The 25,376-nt window shown below is 48.4% G+C and carries 19 protein-coding genes; 4 read left to right on the top strand and 15 right to left on the bottom strand.

Annotated features, from left to right (window positions below; all coding sequences use genetic code 11):
• On the bottom strand, positions 1 to 852 hold the full coding sequence (gene hisG, locus ACYVB1_RS01650; protein ID WP_460919831.1) for an ATP phosphoribosyltransferase: 852 nt from the start codon (positions 850 to 852) through the stop codon (positions 1 to 3).
• Positions 853 to 1,567: 715 nt separating this feature from the next.
• Entirely contained in the window at positions 1,568 to 2,878 is a 1,311-nt protein-coding gene (locus tag ACYVB1_RS01655; protein ID WP_460919833.1) for a T9SS type A sorting domain-containing protein, read from the bottom strand.
• A 2,068-nt stretch (positions 2,879 to 4,946) separates the two neighbouring features.
• Between ACYVB1_RS01655 and ACYVB1_RS01660 the strand changes: the two genes are divergently transcribed.
• Both ACYVB1_RS01660 and ACYVB1_RS01665 read left to right on the top strand, forming a co-directional pair.
• Entirely contained in the window at positions 4,947 to 5,807 is an 861-nt protein-coding gene (locus ACYVB1_RS01660; RefSeq protein ID WP_460919835.1) for a DUF2911 domain-containing protein, read from the top strand.
• A gap of 223 nt (positions 5,808 to 6,030) precedes the next feature.
• Positions 6,031 to 6,333, top strand: coding sequence for a GIY-YIG nuclease family protein (locus tag ACYVB1_RS01665; protein WP_460919837.1), 303 nt, complete (start codon positions 6,031 to 6,033; stop codon positions 6,331 to 6,333).
• A 128-nt stretch (positions 6,334 to 6,461) separates the two neighbouring features.
• On the opposite strand, the gene ACYVB1_RS01670 is transcribed toward ACYVB1_RS01665, so the two are convergent.
• From ACYVB1_RS01670 to mnmA, 5 genes are all read right to left on the bottom strand, one after another.
• A complete protein-coding gene (locus tag ACYVB1_RS01670) occupies positions 6,462 to 8,897 on the bottom strand; it encodes a TonB-dependent receptor (protein WP_460919839.1) in 2,436 nt (811 codons plus the stop codon).
• Between the two features lie 9 nt (positions 8,898 to 8,906).
• Positions 8,907 to 9,560, bottom strand: a complete 654-nt coding sequence (rpe, locus tag ACYVB1_RS01675; protein WP_460919842.1) for a ribulose-phosphate 3-epimerase — start codon at positions 9,558 to 9,560, stop codon at positions 8,907 to 8,909.
• Between the two features lie 164 nt (positions 9,561 to 9,724).
• Positions 9,725 to 11,398, bottom strand: coding sequence for a S8 family serine peptidase (locus ACYVB1_RS01680; protein ID WP_460919844.1), 1,674 nt, complete (start codon positions 11,396 to 11,398; stop codon positions 9,725 to 9,727).
• Between the two features lie 3 nt (positions 11,399 to 11,401).
• Positions 11,402 to 12,154, bottom strand: coding sequence for a hypothetical protein (locus ACYVB1_RS01685; protein WP_460919846.1), 753 nt, complete (start codon positions 12,152 to 12,154; stop codon positions 11,402 to 11,404).
• Complete coding sequence (gene mnmA / locus ACYVB1_RS01690; RefSeq protein WP_460919848.1) at positions 12,154 to 13,284, bottom strand: tRNA 2-thiouridine(34) synthase MnmA; 1,131 nt, start codon at positions 13,282 to 13,284, stop codon at positions 12,154 to 12,156. Before mnmA ends, ACYVB1_RS01685 begins: the two co-directional genes overlap by 1 nt.
• A gap of 240 nt (positions 13,285 to 13,524) precedes the next feature.
• Here mnmA and trpF point away from each other — a divergent pair, with 240 nt between their 5' ends.
• Together trpF and ACYVB1_RS01700 are read left to right on the top strand one after the other, a co-directional pair.
• The gene (trpF, locus tag ACYVB1_RS01695; protein WP_460919850.1) at positions 13,525 to 14,148 is read left to right on the top strand and encodes a phosphoribosylanthranilate isomerase; all 624 of its coding nucleotides are present in this window, start codon (positions 13,525 to 13,527) and stop codon (positions 14,146 to 14,148) included.
• A gap of 143 nt (positions 14,149 to 14,291) precedes the next feature.
• The gene (locus tag ACYVB1_RS01700) at positions 14,292 to 15,218 is read left to right on the top strand and encodes an alpha/beta hydrolase (RefSeq protein ID WP_460919852.1); all 927 of its coding nucleotides are present in this window, start codon (positions 14,292 to 14,294) and stop codon (positions 15,216 to 15,218) included.
• A 97-nt stretch (positions 15,219 to 15,315) separates the two neighbouring features.
• Here ACYVB1_RS01700 and trmB read toward each other — a convergent pair whose 3' ends face one another.
• From trmB to ACYVB1_RS01740, 8 genes are read right to left on the bottom strand one after another with little or no spacing between them, the layout of a single operon-like run.
• Positions 15,316 to 15,978: a tRNA (guanosine(46)-N7)-methyltransferase TrmB gene (trmB, locus tag ACYVB1_RS01705; protein WP_460919854.1), complete on the bottom strand. Its 663-nt coding sequence runs from the start codon at positions 15,976 to 15,978 to the stop codon at positions 15,316 to 15,318.
• Positions 15,979 to 15,981: 3 nt separating this feature from the next.
• Complete coding sequence (locus ACYVB1_RS01710) at positions 15,982 to 17,274, bottom strand: bifunctional folylpolyglutamate synthase/dihydrofolate synthase (RefSeq protein ID WP_460919856.1); 1,293 nt, start codon at positions 17,272 to 17,274, stop codon at positions 15,982 to 15,984.
• 22 nt (positions 17,275 to 17,296) lie between these two features.
• Positions 17,297 to 18,217, bottom strand: coding sequence for a hypothetical protein (locus ACYVB1_RS01715; protein WP_460919858.1), 921 nt, complete (start codon positions 18,215 to 18,217; stop codon positions 17,297 to 17,299).
• A gap of 9 nt (positions 18,218 to 18,226) precedes the next feature.
• Complete coding sequence (locus ACYVB1_RS01720; RefSeq protein ID WP_460919860.1) at positions 18,227 to 18,622, bottom strand: ExbD/TolR family protein; 396 nt, start codon at positions 18,620 to 18,622, stop codon at positions 18,227 to 18,229.
• Positions 18,623 to 18,624: 2 nt separating this feature from the next.
• Positions 18,625 to 19,329: a MotA/TolQ/ExbB proton channel family protein gene (locus tag ACYVB1_RS01725; RefSeq protein ID WP_460919862.1), complete on the bottom strand. Its 705-nt coding sequence runs from the start codon at positions 19,327 to 19,329 to the stop codon at positions 18,625 to 18,627.
• 1 nt (position 19,330) lies between these two features.
• Positions 19,331 to 20,485, bottom strand: coding sequence for an HU domain-containing protein (locus ACYVB1_RS01730; RefSeq protein ID WP_460919864.1), 1,155 nt, complete (start codon positions 20,483 to 20,485; stop codon positions 19,331 to 19,333).
• 6 nt (positions 20,486 to 20,491) lie between these two features.
• Positions 20,492 to 22,186 (bottom strand): hypothetical protein, encoded by a 1,695-nt coding sequence (locus ACYVB1_RS01735; protein ID WP_460919866.1) that lies wholly within the window; start codon positions 22,184 to 22,186, stop codon positions 20,492 to 20,494.
• Between the two features lie 39 nt (positions 22,187 to 22,225).
• Complete coding sequence (locus ACYVB1_RS01740; RefSeq protein WP_460919868.1) at positions 22,226 to 25,375, bottom strand: tetratricopeptide repeat protein; 3,150 nt, start codon at positions 25,373 to 25,375, stop codon at positions 22,226 to 22,228.
• Position 25,376 lies beyond the last annotated feature (1 nt).

A 25,376-nucleotide genomic window follows, 5' to 3' on the forward strand; every position in this document is an offset into this window, starting at 1 on the left:
TTAGATAATCATTTTTTCTATCGGAATAACCAGAATGCCCTGTGCACCGGCAGCTTTTATCTTCTCGATAATCTCCCAGAAGTCGTCTTCATTCACCACGGAATGCAGCGAGCTCCAGCCATCTTCGGCCAGCGGCAGAATGGTAGGCGACTTGATGCTTGGCAGTAAGGCACGGATTTCATCCAGGCTCTCGTTTGGTGCGTTCAGCAGAATATACTTCTTTTTGCGAGCACGCTGCACGGCATGTATCCGGAACAGGAGTTTTTCCAGGATCTCCCGCTTTTCTTCGCTCAGGTCCTCATTTGCAATAAGGGCTGCCTCTGATTTGAACACGCGCTCCACCTCTTTCAGACCGTTGCTGATGAGGGTGCTGCCCGAACTCACAATATCACAAATCGCTTCTGCCAGGCCGATGCTTGGGGCAATTTCTACGGAGCCGCTGATGGTATGGATATCCGCCTCCACGCCCTGCTCTTTCAGGTAAGCCTGCAGCAGGTTCGGGTAGGAAGTGGCTATGTTTTTTCCGTTCAGGTCCTGGATGGAGTTGTATTCCATGGTTTTAGGAACAGCAAGAGCCAGGCGGCATTTAGAGAAGCCCAGTTTCTCCACCGTCAGCGACTGCTTCCCCTCTTCTACCAGCACGTTTTCGCCCACTATGCCGATGTCGGCCACGCCGTCGGCTACATAGCCGGGAATATCATCATCGCGGAGGTACAGAATTTCGAGTGGGAAGTTCGTTGATTCAGTTTTGAGCTTCAGGGAGCTGTTGACAAAGGAGATACCACATTCACGGATCAGGTTCAGCGAATCTTCACTCAGCCTACCGGATTTCTGGATAGCTAATCGTAGCATAAAAGGTATTTTTAGAGAATTCTTTTTTTATAACAGGAAAAGATGCCTTTGCTTCCGGCAAAGAACAAAATCGGGCACACACCCTGGGGGGCAATATAGTAGTTTTATTCCTCTTACGAGGAATGATGGATGTGGTAGAAACGTACATGTGCAGCCGAAGCAACTGGTGTTGCTAAAGGAGATGGGGTGCTATAGAGATAAGTTGCGCTCATGTAGAATGCTACAAAGTAAAGCGGTTTTTTGAATATATAAAAACAAACGCTGTTAAAATATGCAACTTAAACAAAACAGGCAGCACATAAGAAGTAAAACACAGCTGGAGAACCACTAGGAGATCAGTTCGAAAAGCTTTCGTAATATTAATCTGCAAACAACCATGGTACACTCTTAAGGTGACGCCTCTTCTACAGAAAGCGTTCTGAATTACATCATCTCCCCTCTTATACCTTCAGGAAATGAAAAGGTTGTAGATATAACACAACATGTACTACGCACTATATTAGTGAACAGAAAAGGAAATGGATAGATACAGCCTGAGGGTTTTAGCTTCTGCTGACTTTGGCAACAGCAGTATGATGCTGGCAAGCGCTTATCTAGTGAACAACTTCTGCAGTTGAAAAAAATTAGCGTCTTGATAAGCCTTTTTAAAAGCAAAAGAGCCGGCACCCTTTGGGGCACCGGCTCTTTTGCTTTTAAAAAGGCTTAAGACCTGGTACTATTTTTTCAGCACCATTTTGATTGTCTGTACACCTGAAGGCGTAATCAGTCGTGCAAAGTACATACCCTCCGGCATGTTGCGGCTTTCAAACTCATAAGAGTAAGTTTTGCCAGCCTCTGTCACGCCCATGTCTACTTTTCTCACCAACGCACCTTTCACGTCATACACTTCCAGGGCGAAGCTTTCTTCTTTCACAGAAGTGAAAGTGATCGTTGTTCTGTCGTTGTATGGGTTCGGGTAGTTCTGGAATTTGGTAGCTGGTTGCTCGAGTTCCGGCTTAGATGCAGCAACAAGTTTACTTCCTGAAGTTGTCTTAGTAGGCTGATGAATTACAATAGAACCACCACCAAGAACTGTTCTATTATCAAGTTCAGCGTTTTCATCAGCATTAAATTGATTGTCATAAACAAGAGTACCGTTACTCTTATTAACTATTTTCATTCTAAAACGGTCTTTGCCATCACCACCTGTCGCATGCCCATCTGTGGCTACAACCGTAAACTGGTAAACAGTGGTAGCATCGTTGTTTATGTAACCTTCACCTTTGAAGTTTGCTTTTATACCTCCAGATATTACAAGTGTACCAGCTGTATGGCTCGAACTCTTAAAACTGAGGTTACCAGTCTGATATTGAAACACAGTGTTACCATCAACTTCATTCGAACCTTTTTTATACTTAGCTACAAAACCGAAGTTTGCTCTACCTCCTTTATCTTCAGGGTTAGCAACATGTGCACCTGGAGGTGAATCTATCCAACCACCACCTGTTACAAATCCACCATTTGGATCAAACATAACAACATACTTAAATGTTTCTTCAGCTGTTGAACCGCAATGATCTTCTAGTTTCAGAGTCACAGTATAAACACCAGCTGCTGGGTAAGTGTGGCTTGCAGTAGTTGTATTTGCACTGATATTCTGATTCGTTACTACAGATGCACCAGTAGTAGTTTTATAACCCCAATCCCAAGTTGCTGACTTGATGTTGTTGTCAGAGAATGTAGCTTTCAGAGTAACACTACTGTTTAGCTGAACTGGATCTACTGGACCAGTTATAAGGATATTGCTCGGAGATGTATTGGTCACTGTTACTACCTGAGTGGCAGTTTCAGTGTTGCCAGCGTTATCCTCAACAGTCCACGTTACAGTAGTCTCACCAAGTGGGAAAGCCTCAGGAGCGTTGTTGGTCACTCTCTTCACGCCGCAGTTGTCTCCAGTCACCGGCGTGCCCAAGGCAACACCTGTGGCAGTACAAGCAGTGTTGGTCGTGGCAGCCACGGCAGCAGGAGCCGTGATGCTTGGCTTCACGTTGTCTGTCACTGTTACCACCTGAGTGGCAGTTTCAGTGTTGCCAGCGTTATCCTCAACAGTCNTACGAATGACTTACTATCTGTTCCACAGCTGTTAGCTGCAGTGGCAGTTACTGTAGTAGAACCAACAGGAAATACAAATGGAGATACTTCAGTTTTACCATTGATAATATAAGTGATAGATGGCGTAGTACCTGTTGCTGTGGCTTCAAAAGAAACCGAGGCACCACATGTGCCTGCTTCAGTATTTACGGAGGCTATAGCTGGAACAGAAACTACTGGAGCCGTACAAGCTGGAGTAACTGTAACAGTTCCAGTTGCAGTACTACCTGCGAATTCAGTGTCTTCTAGAAAGGCAACTGCATATGAGTAGTCTCCTACAGCAATATTACCAATATTAATTGTTACACTTGTATTTCCTCCATTATTAGTTAGAGGAGAAGTATAGTTTGTACCATTAAAAGTAAATCTTACTGTTTTACTCACAAGGTTCACTCCACTTTCTTTTAGGTTAGCCGATAGTGTTACTGAACCTCCTTGTTGACCTGTTATGTTAGCTGCTGTTAGTGTTGTCGCTTTTTTGTAAATAGCTTTTATATTACTAACAGCACTCTGTCCCCCTGATTCTACACTACTTTCCACTGTATTAAGAGTTTCTGAAGTAGTATAATTCAAGTTTGTAACAGTCCTACCAACCGTAGAATTTAAACCTGTTACTTTATATAATTTACCATCTGAACCAGTTAATAATAAAGGATATTTAAACTTTATCAAACCACTCCCATTTTTTGCTGCAATAGATGAGGAAGTATTCTGCGATAAAAAAGATATAGAAGTTAATGAAGTTCCAACCGCAGCTTCGTAGTCTAATCCAACGGTAATATTAGTGTTTGCAGGAACACCTTCTACTTTGAAATCAGCACTACCATCAGTAAAATGAGTATGTGCTTCAGCTCCAGACTGCTTGCCTATTACATGCACATCAAATGCAACTCCTAAATGCCGTTCTTCAATTTGGTATCTGATTGTCCAGGTACCATCTTGTTCAACTTTGATTCCATGATAATCATGCTGATGCTCTTCGTGATATGCAGGCGTTTCCTCGAAGTGCACATCCACATATTCATCTTGCGTCCAACCGTAACCAGTAATTATAGCTACTTCACCTGGTGCATAATCCAGTTTGTCAGATGACACCGTCGGTGCATAGTTTTCAAATGCTGTAACTCCCAGCATTGTGAGTGATGTAATAAAGGCAGCTAGGAAGAAGACCCGCCAATTAGCCTTTGGTTTGAGTAAATGTTTTACATTCATGTGTTAGTTGATGAACAAATAGGTTAAAGAGGTGAAAAAATACACAGCAAGGCCTTCACCAGGGCGAAAAGCTGTGGCACATAGCGAAGATGCAATTGTCCTAAGGTCTACCTGGAAACCGCCGGGACTACATTTCTACTGTCTGAAGTGGAATGGGTAAATTTTTAGACGTGATTGACTATTATAATGCTACCAACTCGGCTAAAGTTCTAATAGTTCAAATTTATGTACTTATTTTACAATGGCACAAAGTTATGTAAAGTATTTTTATTAAAAGAATTTATGCTAACAATTATATTTGGTTATAATCAAGTAGCTGAATACTATAATCTAAAGGCAATAGAGCAGCTATTATCTTACATAAAGTATATGACTAACAACAACTTATAACATGAACAAGATGAATTTAGCTGGTAATAGCTCTTGTAAAAACCGTTATAATTAATCAATATTAAATAGGCGTTATACTATATAAAGATGCAAATGTTTCATGCTTGTCTACAAATATTTTTAAAGCAGAATATTGTGCTATTCGACTAGATAAAAGCATCTTTTTATTCTTTCACATATAGATGAACAGAGTGTATGAGCAGTATAAAAAGAACTGCACCCTGCCTGATGAGGAAGAACAGCCGTGTAAAACCTGCGGCTAATTTTACTACCTTCGCACATTATTCAAGAATTCGTATACTCTGGCATAATTTTTTCTCCTATGCTGTAAAATATCTAAGGGCTATCAACACTACATCACCATGAAAAATTACCTGTTCTGTCTGCTGTTATTTCTATTCACCGGCACCTATTCTGCCTCCGCCCAGGTGGTGCTGCCACAGGCCAGCCCTGCGGCGATGGTGAAGCAGACGATTGGTTTAACTGACATTACCGTGAATTACCACGCCCCCAGTGTGAAAGGCAGAAAGATATTCGGTGACCTTGTGCCTTATGGCTCCCTCTGGCGCGCTGGTGCCAACGAGGCAACGCTTATCACTTTCACCGACGACCTGTTCCTGAACCAGGAGCGTGTACCCGCCGGCACGTACTCTTTCTTCATTTTTCCGCAAAGCGATTCGGTATGGCAGGTGGTACTGAACAAGGACACCGGCCTGTGGGGTTTGGAAGGCTATAATGAACTGAACGATGTGGCCTACTTGGAGGTAAGACCAAAGAAGAATACTTTTACGGAGACGATGCAATTCTCCTTCTCAGACCTGAGTGCCAACAAAGGCAAACTGAATTTGATGTGGGAGAACAGGAAAGTGACCCTGAACATAGAGACGGAGGTAGAAAAGAAAGCCCTGGCCAATATCAACGAGGCGCTTGCCAAAGCAGCTCCGGACGACTGGTATATCTGGGCGCAATGTGCCGAATACATGCTCCCACGCAAGGAACACCATGAGAAGGCGTTGGAGTGGATAAACAAATCCATCGCCATCAAAGACAACTTCTTTAACAACTGGATCAAAGCGAGGCTGTACGCCTACAACAAAGAATACCAGATGGCTTCTACCCTGTCTGCCAAGGCCATGAAGCTTGGCACAACAGAGCCGGAAACCTACAAAGAGTATGCCCCCCAGATAGAAAGGGCCTATAATGAGTGGAAGAAGCGGAAGTAAGGATAAGTTGCAAATTGAGAGAGGGAAGTTACAGTTAGTGTAGCTTCCCTTTTTCCTTTATTGTCATTTCGACCATTATTGTCATTTCGACCATCGGGAGAAATCTGAGTTATGGCAGGGTCATGAAATCATTCAGATTTCTCACTGCTACGCAGGTCCCTTTCGACTCTCGTCTCAGGCATGTTCGAAATGACAACATGTGTTGATGTTCCGTATCTATACTATGGTCTCTCACAACTACTTTGTATACATCACAACCAATCCAAAAAAGACGACACTATATACTGGGATGACAAATGATTTAGTGCGACGGCTTAGGGAGCATGCAGCAAATGCAGGCAATCCTTCTACTTTTGCTGGTCTGTATCATTGTAACAACCTGGTCTATTATGAGCGATTTACTGATGTCAACCATGTTATTGAAAGGGAGAAAGAAATCAAGAAATGGAGTCGTTCGAAAAAGGAGAACCTGATCAGGAGCCTTAACCCTGGTTGGAGGTTTTTGAATGAGGATGTGCAGGAGTAGGTTCTGTTCTTTTATTGTCATCTCGAGCAAAGCGAGAGATCTGGATTATGAAGGGTCATGCAATATCCCAGATCTCTCGCTTTGCTCGAGATGACAGCAAGCACTGTGTGTTGTAATACTGAAACTTATCAGAACTTCGCTACAAACCGGAGGTTGAGGCGGCGGCCGGTGAGGAAGTTGGGAATGGCGTAGGTCAGGCCGTTGACGTCGCTGACATAGGTATACGACACGCGGTTCCTGGCGTCAATCAAATTCAGCACCTCCAGGCCAATCCACAGGCTCTCCAGCGACACATCTTTTCGCTCCACCAACTCACTTTCCAGTACAATCAATTTGGAAAAACCCAGATCGATGCGTTTGTAGGCTTTGCCGTCGAAGGCGTTCCGGTATTCCGGCTGGCGGGGAGGGCCAAAAGGCAGGCCGCTGCCATACACCAGGTTCAGGTACATCCGGATAGTGGGATTGTCCGGCAGGTGGTCCTGGAAGAAAACCCCCACGTTCACCAGTTGGTCTGTCGGCCTGCGCAGGTAGCCCTGCTCCTGCTTACCTACCACTTCACCTGCTGCGTTGTAAACAGACAAGGAATCGCCCAGCACATTCTCTTTTGTCGTCATCAGCCCCAGGCTCAGCCAGGATTCCGCACCGGGTATAAATTCCCCATGTACGCGCATATCCAAACCAGCTGCGTAAGCTTTGGCATTGTTGCGGGCATAATAGCGCAGGCGCACATTGTCGATGTCGTACGGGATCACGTTGGTCATCCACTTATAGTAGGCCTCTGCCGTGAATTTAAAGTCGCGGTCCCAGGACTGGAAAAGGTAATCGCTGCCCACGATGGCATGCACTGCCCGTTGCGCTTTGATCTGCGGATTCAGCTCCCCCTCAAAATTACGCAGCTCGCGGTAAAACGGTGGCTGGTAATAAGCCCCCAGTGCGGCCTTGAAAGACAGATCCGGGTTATGCCGCGTGATAAAGGAATACTGTACCCGTGGCGAAATGTTCAGCTCCTGGTTATAATCCCAGTAAGTGGCCCGTAGCCCGTAGGTGATGGTTTTAAGCGAATCCAGTTCGATGGTTTGCTGTACATAGCCACTGTAACGGAGGGTGTTCAGATCGAGGGCCGAACGCAGGAAGTAATTCTGACTCACAAAGTCGGCGGAATCGGTGAAACCGTATTCTGCCAGCTTATCGGTTATGTTTTCTGAACTTATCTTAGCACCGAACTGTAGGTTGCTGCGCTGGCTCATACGCCAGCTGTTCCGGATTTCGGCAGTGCCGATGCGTGCCAGCAGGGTATTGCGGGCATTGTCGTATTGGGTTCCAAAACCCAGCTCCTGCTGGCACTCCCCTATGTTATTGCCGGTGGTGCTTACGTCGCAAAGCCGGTAGTAGGCTTCCACATCCCGAAACTCGCGCTCCCAGGAATGCACAGCCGAAATGATGACTTCAGAGGTAACATTATCTGAAAAACGGTGCGTCAGGTTCAGCCCTGCCTGATACGTCGTATACTCCATCAGCTCCTGCCCCTCGAATCCCACCGAAAGGCGTAACGGGGCCTGGCGCGTACCAAAGGTGGTAACCTGCGACTCCGGCTCAACAGTAAAATTGTTCCGGGCGTAACTGCCCAAAATACCTAATACCGTGCGTCCTCTTTTTAATGTGTCACCTGAAAGATCCACGCTCACATAAGCCTGTGCATCGGTGAAGACTGGATTATACCTGCCATCCACCTGCAAGCCCTGCAGCAGGTACTGCCCGTTTTTATGGCGCGCCCCCACCAGGTAAGACACTTTCCTGTTTTTCGAAGCGGACTCCAGGTGCAAGGTACCACCCGTCAGACCACCGCTAACAGAGCCGGCAAATTTCCTGGGCTGTTTGTACTGGATATTGAGCACCGAAGACAGCTTATCCCCGTACTTCGGCTGCCATCCGCCGGAAGAGAAGTTGATGTTCTCCACCAGGTCCGGATTCACAAAGCTCAGCCCCTCCTGCTGCGCGGCTGTTATCAGGAAAGGCCGGTAGATTTCGATGTTGTTGACGTACACAAGGTTTTCGTCGTAGTTGCCGCCGCGCACCGAGTAGGTACTGGAAAGCTCGTTGTTGCTGGTTACGCCGGGCAGTGTCACCAGTATTTTGTTGAAGTCGCCGTAGGCGGACGGCAGGTTCCTGATGTCCCGCGGGTCCAGCTTCGTCACGCTCACCTGCTCCCGCGTGTCCTGATCATTCTTCCCGCGTACGTCCAGTGTACCCAACGCCTGGCTGTTGGGCTGCAGCACCAGTTGCAGGCGCAGTGTTTCATTGGGCTTCAGCTGTACTGTCTGCTGCAGCTCCTTGTACCCCAGGTACCTGACCAGCAGTACCAGTTCCTTTTGGGCCGGCACCTGCAGCTCAAAAGCCCCACCGGCCTTTGTCTGGGTTGCCAGCGAAGTACCTTTTACGGCTACTGTGGCCAGTTCCAGGGGCTGACGCTCTGTGTTCAGCACATTACCGATGATTCGTGCCTGTTGCGCTGAAACAGCCAGGGGCAACAGCAGCAGGAACCATACAGGCAAGTACTTCAGCATGAGTCCTGTTTATTTTGAGGATTTAAGGTCGGCGATCGTTTGGACAGGATCAGCAGAAGAGAAAACAAAGCTTCCTGCTACCAGCACATCAGCACCTTTCTCGAGTAAACGCTGCGCATTGTCCTGATTCACTCCGCCGTCAATCTCAATCAAAGCCTTGGAGTTACGGGCAATGATCAGGTTCTTCATTGCCTCTATTTTACGGTAGGTGTTCTCAATAAACTTCTGACCGCCAAAACCAGGGTTCACCGACATCAGCAATACTAGGTCGGCATCTGCCACCACATCCTCCAGTAAAGCCACAGATGTGTGCGGGTTGAGGGCAATACCGGCCTTCGCCCCGGTGGCCTTTATCTGCTGCACCGTGCGGTGCAAGTGCGTACAGGCTTCGTAGTGTACAGTGATGGTATCGGCACCGGCTGCTCGGAACTGTTCGATGTACCGCTCCGGCTCTTCAATCATCAGGTGCACATCCATTGGCTTCTGCGCATAGCGCCTGATAGCTTCCATCACCGGAAAGCCAAAAGAAATGTTAGGCACAAAGCGGCCGTCCATAATATCGATGTGCAGCCAGTCAGCCTGGCTCTTGTTGAGCATTTCTACCTCTGCCTGCAGGTTGGCAAAATCAGAGGCAAGTACAGAAGGGGCAATGATAGGTTTCATACCGGCAAAGGTAACTATTTAATGATTAAAAGAAGGACTCATTCCCTCTGTGGAAGAGCCAGGGCAGTCAGCTTAATGTATAAATGCTGTTTCGGACGCAGTGAGCAATCTGTCAGATTGCGGAACCCGGACTTCTCACTGCGTTCGGCATGACAGTTTTAAACTTACAATTTTACAAACCTAAGTGTGATGACGCGGCTGCCGGAGCGCAGGCGGCACAGGTACAGCCCGGCCTTTAACTGCTGTGGCTGAAGATGCAGTGCCTGCTCTGCCTGCGCTGAGGGTATAAACTGCCGGAACACCTGCTTGCCGGTGGCGTCCAGCACCTGCACCTCCAGGCTCTGCCTCCACCAGTTCTGATTCAATGCCAGCACAATCGCCTCCTCCTTTACCGGGTTCGAGATATACGCAGTACCCTTCAAAGGCAGTTGTGGGAGTGACGTCAGCACATTGGCATAATCCGGAATACCGTAACCGGTACTGTTTCCCGGTGAGGTAGCGTTGCTCCCCATTTGCCGCACAAGCTGTATCATCTGCATATTGGTCTTACTGTAGTTTGCCTGCCAGAGGCTTGTTACAAAACCTGCCATGATAGGCGCGGCAAAAGAAGTGCCGTTTGCCTGCACTACTGCCCCTGTCCTTGTGAGCACGTAGGCTCTCTGACCCAGTGCCACCACATCCGGTTTCACCTGGCCGTCTGCTGTAGGCCCAAAGGAGCTGAAGGCAGCCTTCACGCCAAGGGAGTCTACGGCCCCAACTGCCAAAACAGAATCGGCATCAGCTGGGGCTGAAATATAGCGCCAGGTTCTGGCCCCTTCATTTCCGGCACTCACCACCACCAGGATACCTGTTGCAGCCGCCATGTCTGCCGCTTTTGATACCAAGGCGGTATTGCCATCCATGTCGCTGTACGTGTAGCTTGTGGAAGGACTGTCGAAGGTCGTGTAGCCAAGTGAGGAATTAATGACATCGGCACCGGCGCTATCGGCATACTCTGCCGCCAGCAACCAGTTGATTTCTTCTATATTGTGTTCAGAAGCGGCCTCCTCCGTACGCAGCAGCAGGTAGTTGGCCGCATAGGCAGTCCCGATAATTTTACCAGGGGCATAAGCTGCCATGGTGGAGAGTACGGCGGTGCCGTGTGCATCTGCGCCGAATACGTTTTGCTGCTTCTGCACAAAATCAAACGTACCTTTCAGCTGGTTATTCTGAAAAAGGTGCGAAAAAGCATCGAGGGTGTTCACAGCAGGGAAACCTGCATCGAAGACAGCAATGGTCATACCCTCACCAGCATATCCGGCAGCATGCAACGCATCCGCACCCAGCATGTCGGCCTGGTGAAAGGCTGGGCCATAGTCACTGCTTTCGAGCGATACTTTTGTTCTTGAAGATGTTGACACCAACTCCTCCACCTCCTGCTTTACATGCTGCCTGGCTTCCGTTTTGAGAGCAATACGGTTCAGAGTTCTTGAGCTTCTGACGTAGGAAAGGGCTTCTATCTCCTGCATCTTCGCATCAGAGCACTGTACCACGGCTGCATTGAACCAACGGGAAGTATACCACACCGTCACCTCCAGAGCTTTTAGACCCGCTACATAGGCGGGGTTTACAGGCAGGTCCCGGTGTGTGAGGGGGATGTTCTGCCGTTGCCTGCGCTCCAGGGCCTTCAGCGACAGGAACTGAAGCGGGTTGGAAATGGAGTAGGGCGTATTGTTTTTATCTGTGAAGTACACCAAGCGTTTCTGTTCCTCTGCCCCAGCGCCACCACCTGTTTCCTGCGCCGATACGGCAGGTATAATAAGGAGTGTAAAACTGAGGAAGAGGAACAGTTGACGCATAGGTTATTCTTTTCCGTAGGACACTAACTCTTCGTGGCGCTCGTGGCCCTGAAGCTTATAACCAATGGCGTAATCACAGTCTTCTGAATCCGTATCATTGCAATAAATGATACGGGTAAACAGCCTGTACACCATTCCGATGTCTTCTGCATACACCTCTTTGCGATCATCATAGCCAATCCAGGTTTCTGTTGGAGAACCTTGCACAACAATAACAGACTTCGGATAAACTGTACCATTGATGGTGATGGGCTGTCCAGGATTCATATAGGTATACGATTCCTTGCTCTCATAATAGTCCGAGCGTCTCTTCCCGGGTGTATAACTGTCTGCTATCCTGTTGTTATAAGCATCGCCTAGCCAGGTAAGGCCCGCTTTCATGGGAAATACAAGCTTTACATATTTCGTGTTGTCCTTTGTAAGCAGTACCATGGTGTTCTGCTTTGATACCACAAACACAGAATCATCTACCCAGGGGCTGTTGGCATCCGGCCGAACAGAGCGGATTATTTTATGATTGAGCTTGTTGGTTTGGTCATAGAAGGAGGTTTCCACGCGTTCCTTCAACTGGAAACGGGTGGTATCGCCCACATCATGCAGGTATTTAATATCCAGCACATTGTAGATGCGGTAATCCCCAACTTCGAGCGGATAGTAGCCGTAGCCCATGGCCTGCGGATCAGGTTCTTTGTACTTGTCCTCACAGCCGGCTAAAAAGCCAGCCAGTACGACCAAAAGCAACAGCGCTTTTCTCATTATTGTAGCACGTCTAGTTTAATATAATCCAGGTTATAATTAGACTCGATCCATCCACCTCCTACTACATCGTCTCCCTCGTAAAACACAGCGGCCTGGCCAGGCGCAATGGCATGCACACCGCTCAGGAAGTGTACCTTCATTTTATCTCCCTCCTGCTCAATGATAGCCTCAGTACCAGGGTCGTTGTAACGCACCTTTGTTACAGTTGGAATTGGCCTGTCAATCAGGTTTTCGTACTTGGACATGCTGAGTTTGCCAACGGTCATGGCATTTTTCGCCAGTTCCTCATAGTTACCCAATACCACCTGGTTAGTCTCCTTTTCGATGCGGGTAACGTAAGCCGGGAAACCTAAGGCAATGCCCAGGCCTTTGCGCTGCCCGATGGTATAGAAAGGGTAGCCTTCATGCTTGCCCACTACTGTGCCATCTTCGAGCACAAAGTTACCACCGGCCACTTTTTCTTCCAGCCCGGCTACACGGCGCTTCAGAAAGCCGCGGTAATCGTTATCCGGAATAAAACAAATTTCATAGGACTCCGGCTTGTTCACCAGCTCAGTGAAGCCGCGGTCCATGGCCATCTGGCGGATTTCTGATTTATGCAGTTTTCCCAGCGGGAAAATGGTGCGGCTCAGGCTCTTCTGTGAGATGCCCCACAGCGCATAAGACTGGTCTTTGTTCTCGTCAAGCCCTTTTGAAATAATGTAGCGGCCGTTCTCTTCGCGCACATTGGCATAATGCCCGGTCGCAATAAAATCACAGCCAAGCTGGTCGGCACGGCGCAACAGCGCGTCCCATTTTATGTGCGTGTTGCACAGCACACATGGGTTTGGCGTACGACCCGCCAAGTACTCCTCTGTGAAATGGTTGATGACATAATCTCCAAACTCGTCGCGGATGTCTATAATATAATGCGGGAATCCTAATTGAACGGCAATGTTACGGGCATCGTTGATGGAGTCGAGGCTGCAGCAACCGGTTTCTTTCTTGCTTGCCCCGCTGGAGGCATAGTCCCAAGTTTTCATTGTCATCCCCACTACCTCGTAGCCCTGCTCATGCAGCATTACGGCTGCCACCGAACTGTCGATGCCGCCGCTCATGGCTACTAATACCCTTCCTTTGTTACTCATCTATATAAAAAGTGTATTTCTACTTAAATATTTATTGATAATGCAAATATAGCAACAACAAGAGAGTTATAAAGATTCAGGAAGGTAAATAATCCAATTCCAATAGCGTTAAACAGGTTAGAAAACCATCCCAATATAGAAAAAAAGCGTAAAAAGTTGGCATGGTTCAGTAAATGGGTTTTACTTTGAATCACAATACAGCTACAGGAAATTTTAAATTATACAAATAAATAATCAAACATGGGCTTACGTACCTCTGTTATAGTAAATGGCATTAATAATTTAAGTGATGCGCGTTACTGCGCCGGAATGGGTGTAGACATAATTGGTTTTAACCTGAAACTGGATGACCCGGAGCGCGTGAAACCGGAAACGCTGAAGGAAATTGCAGGATGGGTATCAGGTGTTCAGATTGCGGGGGAGTTTACCCGCGCCAAGCCTGAAATCATCAACGACATGTCAGAAGAGTTTGGCCTCGACTACATCCAGCTGGACACTCCTTACCTGATTGATGAGATTGAAGAAATATCGCGCCCGGTTATACAAAAGATATTCATCAACAAGGACACGGTAGAGAGCGAGCTTTTAGAAATGATGGAGCTGTACAGCCCTGTTGTGCATGCGTTTATTGTGTATTCGGATGACTTCCAAAAAGTGGATGAAACGAACATGAAGTTTCTGAAGAGCATCGCCAAGGAATTCAATGTGTACATCGGCTTCGGAATAGACAAAGAAAACATCAAGCACACGCTTGATAAGATAAAGCCAGCAGGTATTGGTCTGCAGGGGGGGCATGAAATTAAGCCAGGTCTGAAAGACTTCGATGAACTGCAGGAAATATTTGAAGAAATAGAAGAAGCTTAGGTAACGCCACCGTGTACGCTTGAGACGCAAGATAAGAAGAGCCATGTGCACACTCCCATGGCTTCCTTTTCTCTTCTTTGTACTTAAATTGGCGTAAACCTTCTTTACTGTTCCCCAAGTCGCACCTGTAAACAACAAATTTTATGAAGAGGCAAAACCTGCTCCTGCTTTTACTCTTAATTTGCTTTATGCCATTGACCAACGCTTTAAGCCAGCAAAAGCAGCTGGAAATTCCTTTATATAGCAAACAGATTCCGAATGATATTCCGGGTCCGGATGAAGAGGCTTCCAGTAACGAGGGCGGCAGGCTACGGTTCAGTAAAATCAGGAAACCCACGCTTGCAGTGTATCTTCCTCCAAAAGAGAAAGCAACAGGCACTGCAGTACTTATTTGCCCGGGAGGAGGTTATGCCATTGTAGCGGCAGGCCACGAGGGGCACGATGTGGCAAGGAAGTTTAACGAACAGGGTATTGCAGCATTTGTGCTAAAGTACCGGTTACCTGACCCGAAAACCTCCACACGCCCTGACCTGGCACCTGTTCAGGACGCACAGCAGGCCCTGCTGCTCATACGTGAGGGCGCCAAGGAATGGAATATCAACCCGGAGAAGGTCGGAATCATGGGTTTTTCTGCCGGAGGGCATCTGGCCTCTACCGCTGGCACACACTTTCAGCAGGCTTATATCCCCAACCCTTCCAGAACGAACCTTCGCCCGGACTTCATGATGCTCCTCTACCCTGTTATCAGCAGTAACAAAACGTTCGCGCACCAGGGCTCCTTTGACAATCTAATTGGAAAGGAAGCCACAGCAGACAAACAGAATGAATTCTCCAATGAGAAAAGAGTAACCGCGCAGACACCTTTGACCTTTTTAGTGCATGCTTCAGATGACAAAGCCGTGCCGGTAAAAAACAGCATTGTTTTTTATGAGGCTCTCCTGCAGCACCAGGTGCCGGCAGAACTTCATGTATACCAGAACGGCGGCCATGGGTTTGGCTTAAACAACCCTACTACTACTGATGCCTGGTTTGAACGTGGCCTGAACTGGTTGAAGAGCAATAAATTCTAGGCACTACCAACAGCCCCTGGAGACAACTACTTTTAAATTCAAAACACCCAACACAGCAGGAGAAAAATCCGCACGGTGTTGGGTGTTTTTTTAATGCTTACTTAAACTGCAGCTGGAGGTACTTAATAGGAACACCCTCAGCTAGATATCGCTTTTCGTAGGTAGTATAAATACCCAGTGTATGCTCCTGCAGGTCTGACTGATATAGGTCGGAGGTATGCAACAGGTGGCTGATGTCAGCCTCCTGCTCCTGCAGCACCTCTAAGGTGTATTCATACAGGCCAAGGTTGTCCGTTTTAAGATGAATTAGCCCGCCAGGCTTCAGAATCCTTCGATACAATTCCAGGTAACGAGGCGACGTGAGGCGGCGCTTGATGTCACGGTCGCGGGGGCGTGGGTCCGGGAATGTTATCCAGATCTCATCTATTTCGTTCTCTGCAAAGTTATCATCCATCTGCTCGATAAAAGTCCTCAGGAAAGCCACGTTCTGCATTTCGTCCTCCTCTGCCAGTGTGCTTCCTTTCCAAAGACGCTCTCCTTTGATATCAGACCCTATGAAGTTTTTATTTGGAAAAAGCCGGGCCATACCTAAGGTATATTCTCCACGACCACAACCTACTTCCAGTACAATGGGATTGTTGTTTTGAAAGTGTTCCGTGCGCCACTTCCCTTTTAACTGGCCGTATCGCTCATCGCCCGGTTCTATTACATTATGCCGCTCACCGATAGCGGCAAATTTTGCTAATTTAGATCTTGCCATTAATTATAGTTCTTCAATCTCTGCAACCACAAAGGTACTACCTCCAATAAAAATAACCTCATCGGGTGCAGCATTTGCCTTAGCAGCCTCAACTGCTGCAGGTACAGCGTCAAACGCCTGCCCCTGCAGGCCTGCTGCTGCTGCTTTCTCCTGCAACTCGTGTGCAGGAAGAGCGCGTGGTATATTGGCCTGGCAGAAATAATACGAGTATTGCGCTGGCAGCAGCTTCAGAATACTGTTGACATCCTTGTCGTTTACGACACCGAATACCATGTGCACGTGCTTAGGCTTCAACGCTTCCAACTGCTTCAGTATTTGCTTGACTCCATCCTCATTATGGCCCGTGTCACAGATAGTTAAAGGCTTCCTGTTCAACACCTGCCACCTCCCTTTCAGGCCCGTAATAGCTTTCGTGTTCGCCAGACCTTTTCTTAAGGAGGTATTCGTGATGGTGTAGCCTTTGTCGTGTAAAAGGAAAAGTGTCTGCAGCACGCCCGGGAGGTTATACTTCTGGTAGGTGCCTCCTAAATCCAGGCCCAGGCCCGGCAGGAAAGACTTTTCTTCCCGGTATACCTGAAAGACCTGCCGCTCATTAGAGGCTTCTGTTCGCTCCACCCTGAAAAGGTCCGTTGCAAAATAAAGTGGTGCTCCTACCTCTTCGGCTTTAGCCTCGAAAACCTCCTGCGCCTCCTGCTGGCGGGTGCTGATAACGGCAGGCACACCCGCTTTGATGATTCCTGCCTTTTCGGTGGCAATAGCGGTGATGGTGTCTCCTAACAGGGCCTGGTGATCGTAGCCAATACTCGTAATCAGCGACACCTCCGGTATGATGATGTTCGTTGAATCAAGCCGGCCGCCAAGTCCTACCTCTATGACGGCAATGTCCACCTGCTCATCGGCGAAGTATTTGAAGGCCAGCGCCACAGTCATCTCAAAAAAAGAAGGCTGTATGCTTTCGAATAAAGGCTTGTGCTGCTGAACAAAATCCACCACATACCTTTCGGGCACCTCTACCCCATTCACGCGTACACGCTCGGTAAAGGATTTAAGATGGGGCGAGGTATACAGACCTGTTTTGTAACCGGACTCCTGCAACACGGCAGCCAGCATATGAGAACTGCTGCCCTTGCCATTTGTGCCCGCTACATGCACTGTTTTGAACTGGTGCTGCGGTTGCCCCAAGGCCTCACAAAGCGCTATTATATTGTCCAGGCTCTTCTTAAAAGCAGCATTGCCGATGCGGTGAAACATCGGCAATTGCTGGTATAAATAATCAAGGCACTCTTGATAAGTCATAAATCGTAATCGTGTATGCTGTTTAGCGGGAGGTAATCCGGAATGTTACCACGCCAGTAGCTCCTGCGTTCGTCGTTCCGGAGCCTGTACGGCTGAAAGTCGTTTTCTGAAGCTGCTCTTTGTACCAGGCCACTACCTGCGGCGACACATTGCTCTCTACCACCGTCACCCCGGTCAGGTTTCCGTCTGCATCAATCCTGATATTGAACTTTACGATACCAGTTTCGTTGCTGTAAGGGTCTTTACGAGGCTCAATATCATAGCGCCAGCCCGGCATGTTCAGGGAGCCTCCTGCGCCACCACCGGCTTTTCCGTAAAGTGCCTTCGCATCTACTTTGCCTTCAGGGTCACCTTTATCTCCAACCGCGTTTTTATCGTCGCCATTGTTGTTGCCTGTAGCCTCATCAGATGAGCCGCTTTTACCGTTTCCGGTGCTGGTAGTGGGTTTGCCCGGGTAAAGCGACCGTGGCTTTTCCGGCTCTTTCTTCACCACTTCCTCTGTCGGTTCTGCTTTTGGCTGTGGCTTCACCTCTTCCTTAGTAGGCTGCGGCTTTGGCTGTGGTTTGGTTACCTCCTTCACCGAAACCGGTGCTTCCGCTGTAGTAGTCGTCACTTTCGGTGTTTCCACCGGCTGAGGCGGGGATGGTGGCGTCGCTTTGGCGATAGGTTGCGGCTCTGGCAGCGGGTCTGGTTGTGTAGGGGCAGGTTTACTGTCCTCTGTGTTCTTCGACACGTTTTTAGCTGCTGTCGTTTGGATGTTACCACTGCCTGCAGCATCCATACCAAAGTTCAACTCAATGCCGAACTGGGGTGCAGGCGGATCAGGTGCCCGCCATGCCAGCATGTATATCAGGAAAAGGACAAGCAGCACGTGCATGCCAATGCTGACACCAGCCGCAATGCGCTTGTTCTTTTCTTCCTCATGGGATTGGGCAATTGCCATAGTTCTTTCTTATTCGGCTGGCACTGTTGCCAGCGTAACACTTGCATTCAGGTTTTTAGCGATGCCGGCCACCCTTGCCAGGTGTTCCACAGGCACGCTCTTGTCTACGTGTAACACCACAGCACCCTGCTCTGTTCCCTGCAGCAGCGCTGTGAGCTGTGGCTCTATTTCCTCTGGCGCGATACGGCTGTCGTTCAGGTAATATTCCAGGTCCTTGCTAATCGTGATGCTTATCTTCTGCATTACAATGTCAGAAGTCTTACTGCTTGGCAAGCTTACCGGCAAGCCGGATGGCGTTACAAAGTTAGAGGTAAGCATGAAGAAGATAAGCAACAGGAATATAATGTCCGTCATAGACGACATGCTGAACTCTGCATTAGTCCTGTTTTTGGAGCGAAGATTCATTTCTACAGTTGTGGTTCTTGTAATACATCAAGGAACTCAATAGAAGAGTATTCCATGGCATGCACAATGCTGTCAATTTTAGATACCAGGTAGTTGTATCCTACATAAGCCGGAAGACCGATGATAAGTCCGGTAGCAGTGGTTACCATGGCCTCGTAGATACCGCTTGAAAGCAACTTAGGGCTTACAGAACCCTCTGCCTGTGCAATAGCGATAAAGGCACCAATCATACCGGTTACTGTACCAAGGAACCCGAGCATAGGGGCAGCACCCGCAATAGTAGCCAGCGCAGAAAGGTTTTTCTCTAAACGGCTGATTTCGATTTTACCCACGTTCTCGATAGAAGTCTCGATGTTCTTAAGCGGGTTACCAATTCTTGTCAGGCCTTTCTCAATCATGTGTGAAACCGGAGTGTTGGTTTGCGCGCAAAGCATTTTGGCGCCGTTGATATCTCCGGCCAATACCATTTTCTTGATGCGGTCGTTAAAGCCTTCCGGGTTTTTTGCGGCTTTCTTCAAGGTAAGGAACCGTTCCACAAAAATGTAAATGGCAGCGAGAGAAAGCAACGCGAGCGGTATCATGGCCCAGCCACCTGCTAGCGCCAGGTCAATCAGCCTTACAGATTCTTGTCCTGCTTCGGCTCCCTCAGCAAGGGCTGCTGTTGTGTCAGCAGCAGTAGTCGTGATTTGTAATAAGAGTGAGGTCATGTTAGTAATTAAGTACCCAAATAGTTTCTCCGAATGATTTTTTATAGTTGTTAAGCGCCGCTTTTGCCTCTTCTGGTGTAGCAAAGTCAGCTATGGAAACGCGGTATAATTTGCTGTTTGGCCCGGGCGTCAGTGTTTTAGAATCATGACCGTCCTGGCGGGCAGCATCACGTCTTACAGCCGCGTTCTCTGTTGTAGAATAGCCGCCGATGATGATGTAGGAACGTCCGCTCTTCTCTTTAATTGTGAGCACCGGCTCTGCTGGCTTTACTTCTTTGGCAGGAAGAACCACTTCTTCTTTAACTTCCTGATTTACTTGCTCCTCTGCAAGAACAGTTAAAGCAGCACTGTCAGCACCAGAGGTAAAAGAGGCTTCTGCTACAGTTTCAGGCTGTTCCTCTTCCCAAACTACTTCAGTAGCTTCTTCCGGAAGAATAGCTGCATATAAAGCAACACGCTCATCTTCTGAAACAGGCATATAATTAGCTGCATACCTGTTACTTAAAGAAGCTTTGCTCAAGGTGTAGTTTGAGTTAAACAGCGAAATGGGATTCAGGCTGCTCAGGTTGTAATCTGCCTGAAGCGACAGAAAATACAGTGCGGAGCCTGTTAAACCGGCAAGAGCCAGGCCGGCTGCAACATTATAAGCTCTCTTGAGGCGTTTACGGAACGGCTGCTTTTCTTCCGCCCGCTCCTGCTGTCGCTCCTTGATAAGGGTGCGCAGCACCGCTGGCTCCTCCACCCGCACAGGTCGGGCAACAAGCTCAGGCAATCCAAAGCTCGCGTCCAGCAGGTTGTCTCCTTCCATGTATTCGAATTCCAGCTTTTGCTCCGGGTTATACCGGAACACCCCGATTTCCGGCAGCTCAAACCGGTTTTCAGTATGCAGTTTAGCTTTTGCCAGGTGCACAAAAGAAGTCACCAGCTGCTGTGCCTCTTCTTTAGAGATGTTGTTGTGGTAAGCAATGGTGCTGATTAGCAAGCCATCGTTCAGAACAAGCTTCTCATTGAAAGCAATCTTCTTGGAGGGTGGCGCAAACGTATGCTTCACCGGATTGATTTTAGCTGACACATAACGTGTTATCAGCCCGCCAAACTCGGGGATGATGACACAGTCGTGGTCATAGAGCAGTGACTTAATATGCTTTTCTACCATAAGCAATTAGAATGAGTAAGTTACGCCTCCTATTATGTTGATGCTTTTGCTCGGATAATTCACGAACCTTTCGTACTTCTGCCCGAGCAAGTTATTAGCCATCAGGAAAATGGTAAAGTTATTTGTAAAGCGGTAATCCGCCTTCAGATTCAGATCCACAATGGTGTCCGTTTCCCGCAACTCTGATGAGCCATCAGCACGGTAAACGCGCCCGAATGAACTCCCAATATAGTAAAGTTCTGAATTAAAGAGAATCTTATCATAGAAGTTGTAGGTGCCGTAAATGCTCGACATCAGCTCCGGACGATGAAAGGGTTTCTCTAACTCATCTGTGTTATAGCTGTTATAATCAGCCTTTATACCCAGCCTGATTTCATCGGAATAGTTGAAAGAAGCCTCCGTATAAAAATTCAGCACGTTTGTAACACCATCATCATACACCAGGTCAAACTTTGCCGGATCGGCAACAGTGTTGTTGTAGAAGTACAGGTTGCGGTAGTTCTGGTAAGCTACACGCGCATTCAATTGCACATAGTTCGCCAGGTTCGCCTGGAAGCCACCATACACCTCCAGCCCTTTGTTTATATCTGCTACGCGAACATCAGGTGCGAGCCATGGGTTCTCCTGCGTCAGCTGATATAAAGTAACCCTTTCCAGGTCACCACCTAATCCTGCGTAAATCAACAGGTTACCTTTGATAGGCTCCAAGCCGACACGTACCATCGGGTACACATTCAGCTTGCGGGCATTGTTAACCGTGTCGCCGGTATAAGCAACTTTGGCACCTAACGTAAGGCGGATGGCATTTAACTGGCGCTCATAGGCTGTGTTCAGCTTAAAGAAATTACGGCTGACAGTGGCGGAGTCTTTATGCGACAGGAAAGAAAGGTCTGCGTCTACCCTGAAGGCTGACGCTTCATCAATGCCGTATTCACTGCGCAGCTTCATCGCGAGGTTACTCTCGCTCATGGCATATCGGTCGTTCAGGTAGCGAAACTGTGCATCTCCCCTGAATTGGAAAGGAGAGCCTGAGGTTTGGTTATGCAGGAAGGCATCGGCAGAGATTCTGTTGAACACCTGGCGGATGGTGTCTCTCTCCACCTCCTGGTCACCCTCCAGCAGCGGCTCGTAGCCATAGAAGTGGTATTTATCGCGACCGTACTTCACCTTGCCGCCCACTGTCATGTCGCGCAGGTATTGCTCGCCATGCACGCTGATATCAGAGTTGGCGACTGCTGAGTTGGCTTTGTCTACAGGGCCACGGGCGGAAGAGATGTGGCTCACTTCGGCGCCAATGTCTGAGGTTTCGCTACGCTTGTTGTGGAAGTAACCTTTCAGGTACAGGGAAGCATAGTTACCGATTCCTCCCTTCAAATAATTGCCGTACAGTTTTGTCAACTCATCCTGCTTTATGGTAAGCACACGCATCTGCAGGTTAATATCCTGCGAAGGCAAACGGTAGTCCACAAAACGGTAGCGCACATTGCGGTCGCCGGTTTCAGGTGGGTCTACACGGAACTTCTCGAAGTTACGGGCAGCCTGCGGAAGTTCAATCACACGGTTCTTCTCTACAACTACCTCGGCATCTTCCAGTTTGGCGCCCTCGCCCCAGCCCTGGTTTTGCGCCTGCACATTATTCTGGTAGCTGTACCCAACACACAAAACAATAGCAAGTGAGGCTAATCTTATCTTATTTTTCATGATGATCCGGTTCTAAAAATCTGATGTTGTAATCTCTTCCTATTGCTTCTTTGTTGTTGTCGTCTTCTTTTGCTGAGCCGGCTGCTGCTTCGGGGCAGCGCCCTGCTGCCCCTGTTGAGGCTGCTGCTGAGGAACTGTATCCTGCTGTGGCGCCACATTCTGCTGCGGCTGCGTTGCTGGGTTGTTGCCATCAAGCTTTGCCAGCTTCTGCTTCGCCTCCGCTACAATCTCCTGGTTCGGCGCGTTCTCGATGATGGAGTTTAAGGTAGCGCGGGCCTGGAACATCTCATTCTGTGCGGCATAGTTATCTGCAATAATCAGGAAGGCCTTGCCCAGCCAGAAATCATAGTTCGAGTACTTGGTGTTGAAATCGAAAGCCACATCCAGCGACTCCTGGTACTTCTTCTGCTTGTACAGAATTTCAGCTATCAGGTATTTCGCCTCGGCGCCGTTCACATCAGATGCTGATTCCACTGTCTCGCGCAGCTGCGTCAGTGCCTGGTCCAGGTTGCCCTGGGCATAGGTTGCCTTGCCCCTGAAAAGTAAGGCGGAATTGTAGGCATTGAGAGAAGCGTTGCCCTGGCTAATCAACTCATTTGCCGCACGCTTTGTGGCCTCATAGTCGTTGGTGCGGAAGTAACTTTGCATCAGACCCGTCAGGGCTGTCTGCTGCTCTTTTCTATTCGTGGCTAAATCGCGCAGACGGCTGTAGTATTTGATGGCCTCAGGATAGTTCTTCGCCTCAAACTCCAGGTCTGCCACACGCTGTATCGCACGGTTCACATATTCTGAGCGGTTTTCGCTAATTACTTCCTTCATGCGCTGCAGGCCTACCTGCATGTTGTTCTGGCGCAGGTAAGAGTCAGCCAGGAAATAACGGGCATCTGCTGCGAAAGAGCTCTTCGGGTAAGACTTTAAGTAAGACTCGAACTTAGGCACCGCCTGGTCGTATTTCTGGCTGAAGTACAAGGTTTTAGCAGCCTCGTATTCCACGCTTTCCAGCGCATCACTTTCCGGGTTGGCTACTTTGAACCTATCCAGGTAGGCATCAAACTCATTGCTGCGATTTTCTGTTCCCAGCACCTCCTGTAGCGAATAAAGGGCGCCGCTGGCTACTTTAGCAGACGGATATTCCTCCAGTACACGCTTCTGATCGGCGATGGCTAAATTATTCTGCCCCAGGTTCCTGTAGGCTGTACCGCGTTTCTGCAGTGCATTGGGTACCAGTTTGCTGTCCGGCACTGTATTGATGAGGGTGGTAAAACCGGTTACGGCAGCCTGATAATTACCTGATTCATAGTCAATCAGGGCCCGCTGGTAATAGGCATCATCGAGGTAGCGCGACTTCGGGTATTTATTGATTAGCTCCTGCAGTGCTGCTTTGGCCTGCTCGTTCCTATTGTTGATGCTCAGCACGACCCCCTTTTGGAAGAGCGCGTAGTCACGGTCCGGCGAACTGGAAGAGAGCACACGCTCATACAGGTTCAGTGCTTCGTTGTAGTTCTTGTTTACATAATACAGGTCGGCCAGTCGTACAGTCGCATCGTTGTAGTTCGGGTTGCTCGGCTGAATAGACTCCAGGTATGCCTTGAAGTGCGGCAGGGCCTTGTCATACTCTTTTGTATTGAAGTAGGCATAACCTAAACCGTAGCGCGACTTGGTGTAATAATCCGCTTTTGTAGAAGGCGTAGTTCTGAAAACAGCACCATAGCTGGCGATGGCATCGTTATAGCGCTGCCCGATAGAATAGGCCTCTCCTTTCACAAAGTGGCTAGACGCTGTCACCTCCTTGTCGTAAGGGTACTGCAGGGACTTATCCAGCATCTGTACAGCCTGCGGGAACTTGGCATCATTGAACAGGTTTACGGCGTGATGGTAGGTAACCCGCTGGTACGTCTGCAGGATGCGCCAGCTTTTATTCGGAAGGCTCTCGATATGGCGGATAGCCTCTGCATAATTGTTCGAGCCGAAATAGGCTTCGCTCAGCAGCTTGTCGGCTTCCTCTCCCTGCTCCGAATCAGGATACTTTTCGTTGAACTCCGCAAGCGAGCTGATTACTTCCCTGAAGTTCCCCAGCTCATAACTTACCTGGGCATACTTTAGTGTAGCTGCCTCTGTTACGTCTTTGTCCTGGTCGTTTTTGCGCGCCTGGTCAAAGGCTGTCAGGGCAAACTGCTTGTTGTTTTCCTTCAGGTAACTTAAGCCCAGGTAATAAGCAGCATTCTGTCCGATAGCATCCCTTTTCAGCGCTATCTCCTTGAAGTTGGCTATCGCATTCTTGTAGTTGTTGTTCTTATAGTCCGTGAGCGCAATTTTATACTGGACTACCGGATCAAGCGTGCGCTTACCCGAGGCGAACTGGTTGAAGTACTTCTCCGCGGTTTTGTAATCAGCCTTCTGGTAATAAGCGTCACCGACTAAAAGCGCGATTTCATCTGACTGCTGTACGGCAGGTTTTCTTGCCAGCGAAGCCTCCCCGTATCGGATTACCTCATAGATATCGTTCTCCTTGTACAGGATTTCAGTGATCATGTAAGGAACGATATTCGCATAAGCTTCATTCTTCTCGGCAATCTTCAGGTCAGCCTTGGCAGACGCATAGTCTCCCTGCCTGTAGGCAATATAACCGGCATAGTAGTTAGAGGCATAGGCAAAGCGATGCTCATCTTCACGGAAACCTGTTGTCTTGTTCTTATCGAAATAGATTTTGGCGTTGTCGAAGTCTTTTGTTGCGAAGTAGGAATAACCCAGCTTAAACTCAAGCTCTTTGTTTTGCTTGATGCTCAGCAGGTGTGTGGGCGCCTGCTTCAGCAGTTCGATTGACTTCTTATAGTCTTTCTTCTCGAAGTAGTACAGGCCCAGCTCGTAATTAGCCAGCGCCGTTTTGGGGTGCGACGGGTAGTTACGCGCAAAGTTCAGAATCAACTGCTCTGCATCCGGATGGAAAAGATACAGGCCGCTGAGCGCATAATAGTATTGTGCATCAGCCTTGCGGGCTTCGTCTCCTACCAGTTCCATATACTTTCTGAAAGCTTCCTGTGCCGCACCATACTTGGCCCGGTCGAACAGCTCTATTCCCTCATGGAAATACCTTTCTTCGTTGGTAAAAACCTGCGTGTGCTGGGCTACCACCACATGAGAGCCTCCTGCCAGTACGGATGCAAGTGCTATTTTGTACGCTATCTTCATA

The sequence above is a fragment of the Pontibacter brevis genome (genome assembly GCF_054779655.1).

Coding starts and splice junctions, on each gene's coding strand:
- hisG (WP_460919831.1), bottom strand. CDS start 852: ATGCTACGATTAGCTATCCAGAAATCCGGTAGGCTGAGTGAAGATTCG.
- ACYVB1_RS01660 (WP_460919835.1), top strand. CDS start 4,947: ATGAAAAATTACCTGTTCTGTCTGCTGTTATTTCTATTCACCGGCACC.
- ACYVB1_RS01665 (WP_460919837.1), top strand. CDS start 6,031: ATGGTCTCTCACAACTACTTTGTATACATCACAACCAATCCAAAAAAG.
- ACYVB1_RS01670 (WP_460919839.1), bottom strand. CDS start 8,897: ATGCTGAAGTACTTGCCTGTATGGTTCCTGCTGCTGTTGCCCCTGGCT.
- rpe (WP_460919842.1), bottom strand. CDS start 9,560: ATGAAACCTATCATTGCCCCTTCTGTACTTGCCTCTGATTTTGCCAAC.
- ACYVB1_RS01680 (WP_460919844.1), bottom strand. CDS start 11,398: ATGCGTCAACTGTTCCTCTTCCTCAGTTTTACACTCCTTATTATACCT.
- ACYVB1_RS01685 (WP_460919846.1), bottom strand. CDS start 12,154: ATGAGAAAAGCGCTGTTGCTTTTGGTCGTACTGGCTGGCTTTTTAGCC.
- mnmA (WP_460919848.1), bottom strand. CDS start 13,284: ATGAGTAACAAAGGAAGGGTATTAGTAGCCATGAGCGGCGGCATCGAC.
- trpF (WP_460919850.1), top strand. CDS start 13,525: ATGGGCTTACGTACCTCTGTTATAGTAAATGGCATTAATAATTTAAGT.
- ACYVB1_RS01700 (WP_460919852.1), top strand. CDS start 14,292: ATGAAGAGGCAAAACCTGCTCCTGCTTTTACTCTTAATTTGCTTTATG.
- trmB (WP_460919854.1), bottom strand. CDS start 15,978: ATGGCAAGATCTAAATTAGCAAAATTTGCCGCTATCGGTGAGCGGCAT.
- ACYVB1_RS01710 (WP_460919856.1), bottom strand. CDS start 17,274: ATGACTTATCAAGAGTGCCTTGATTATTTATACCAGCAATTGCCGATG.
- ACYVB1_RS01715 (WP_460919858.1), bottom strand. CDS start 18,217: ATGGCAATTGCCCAATCCCATGAGGAAGAAAAGAACAAGCGCATTGCG.
- ACYVB1_RS01720 (WP_460919860.1), bottom strand. CDS start 18,622: ATGAATCTTCGCTCCAAAAACAGGACTAATGCAGAGTTCAGCATGTCG.
- ACYVB1_RS01725 (WP_460919862.1), bottom strand. CDS start 19,329: ATGACCTCACTCTTATTACAAATCACGACTACTGCTGCTGACACAACA.
- ACYVB1_RS01730 (WP_460919864.1), bottom strand. CDS start 20,485: ATGGTAGAAAAGCATATTAAGTCACTGCTCTATGACCACGACTGTGTC.
- ACYVB1_RS01735 (WP_460919866.1), bottom strand. CDS start 22,186: ATGAAAAATAAGATAAGATTAGCCTCACTTGCTATTGTTTTGTGTGTT.
- ACYVB1_RS01740 (WP_460919868.1), bottom strand. CDS start 25,375: ATGAAGATAGCGTACAAAATAGCACTTGCATCCGTACTGGCAGGAGGC.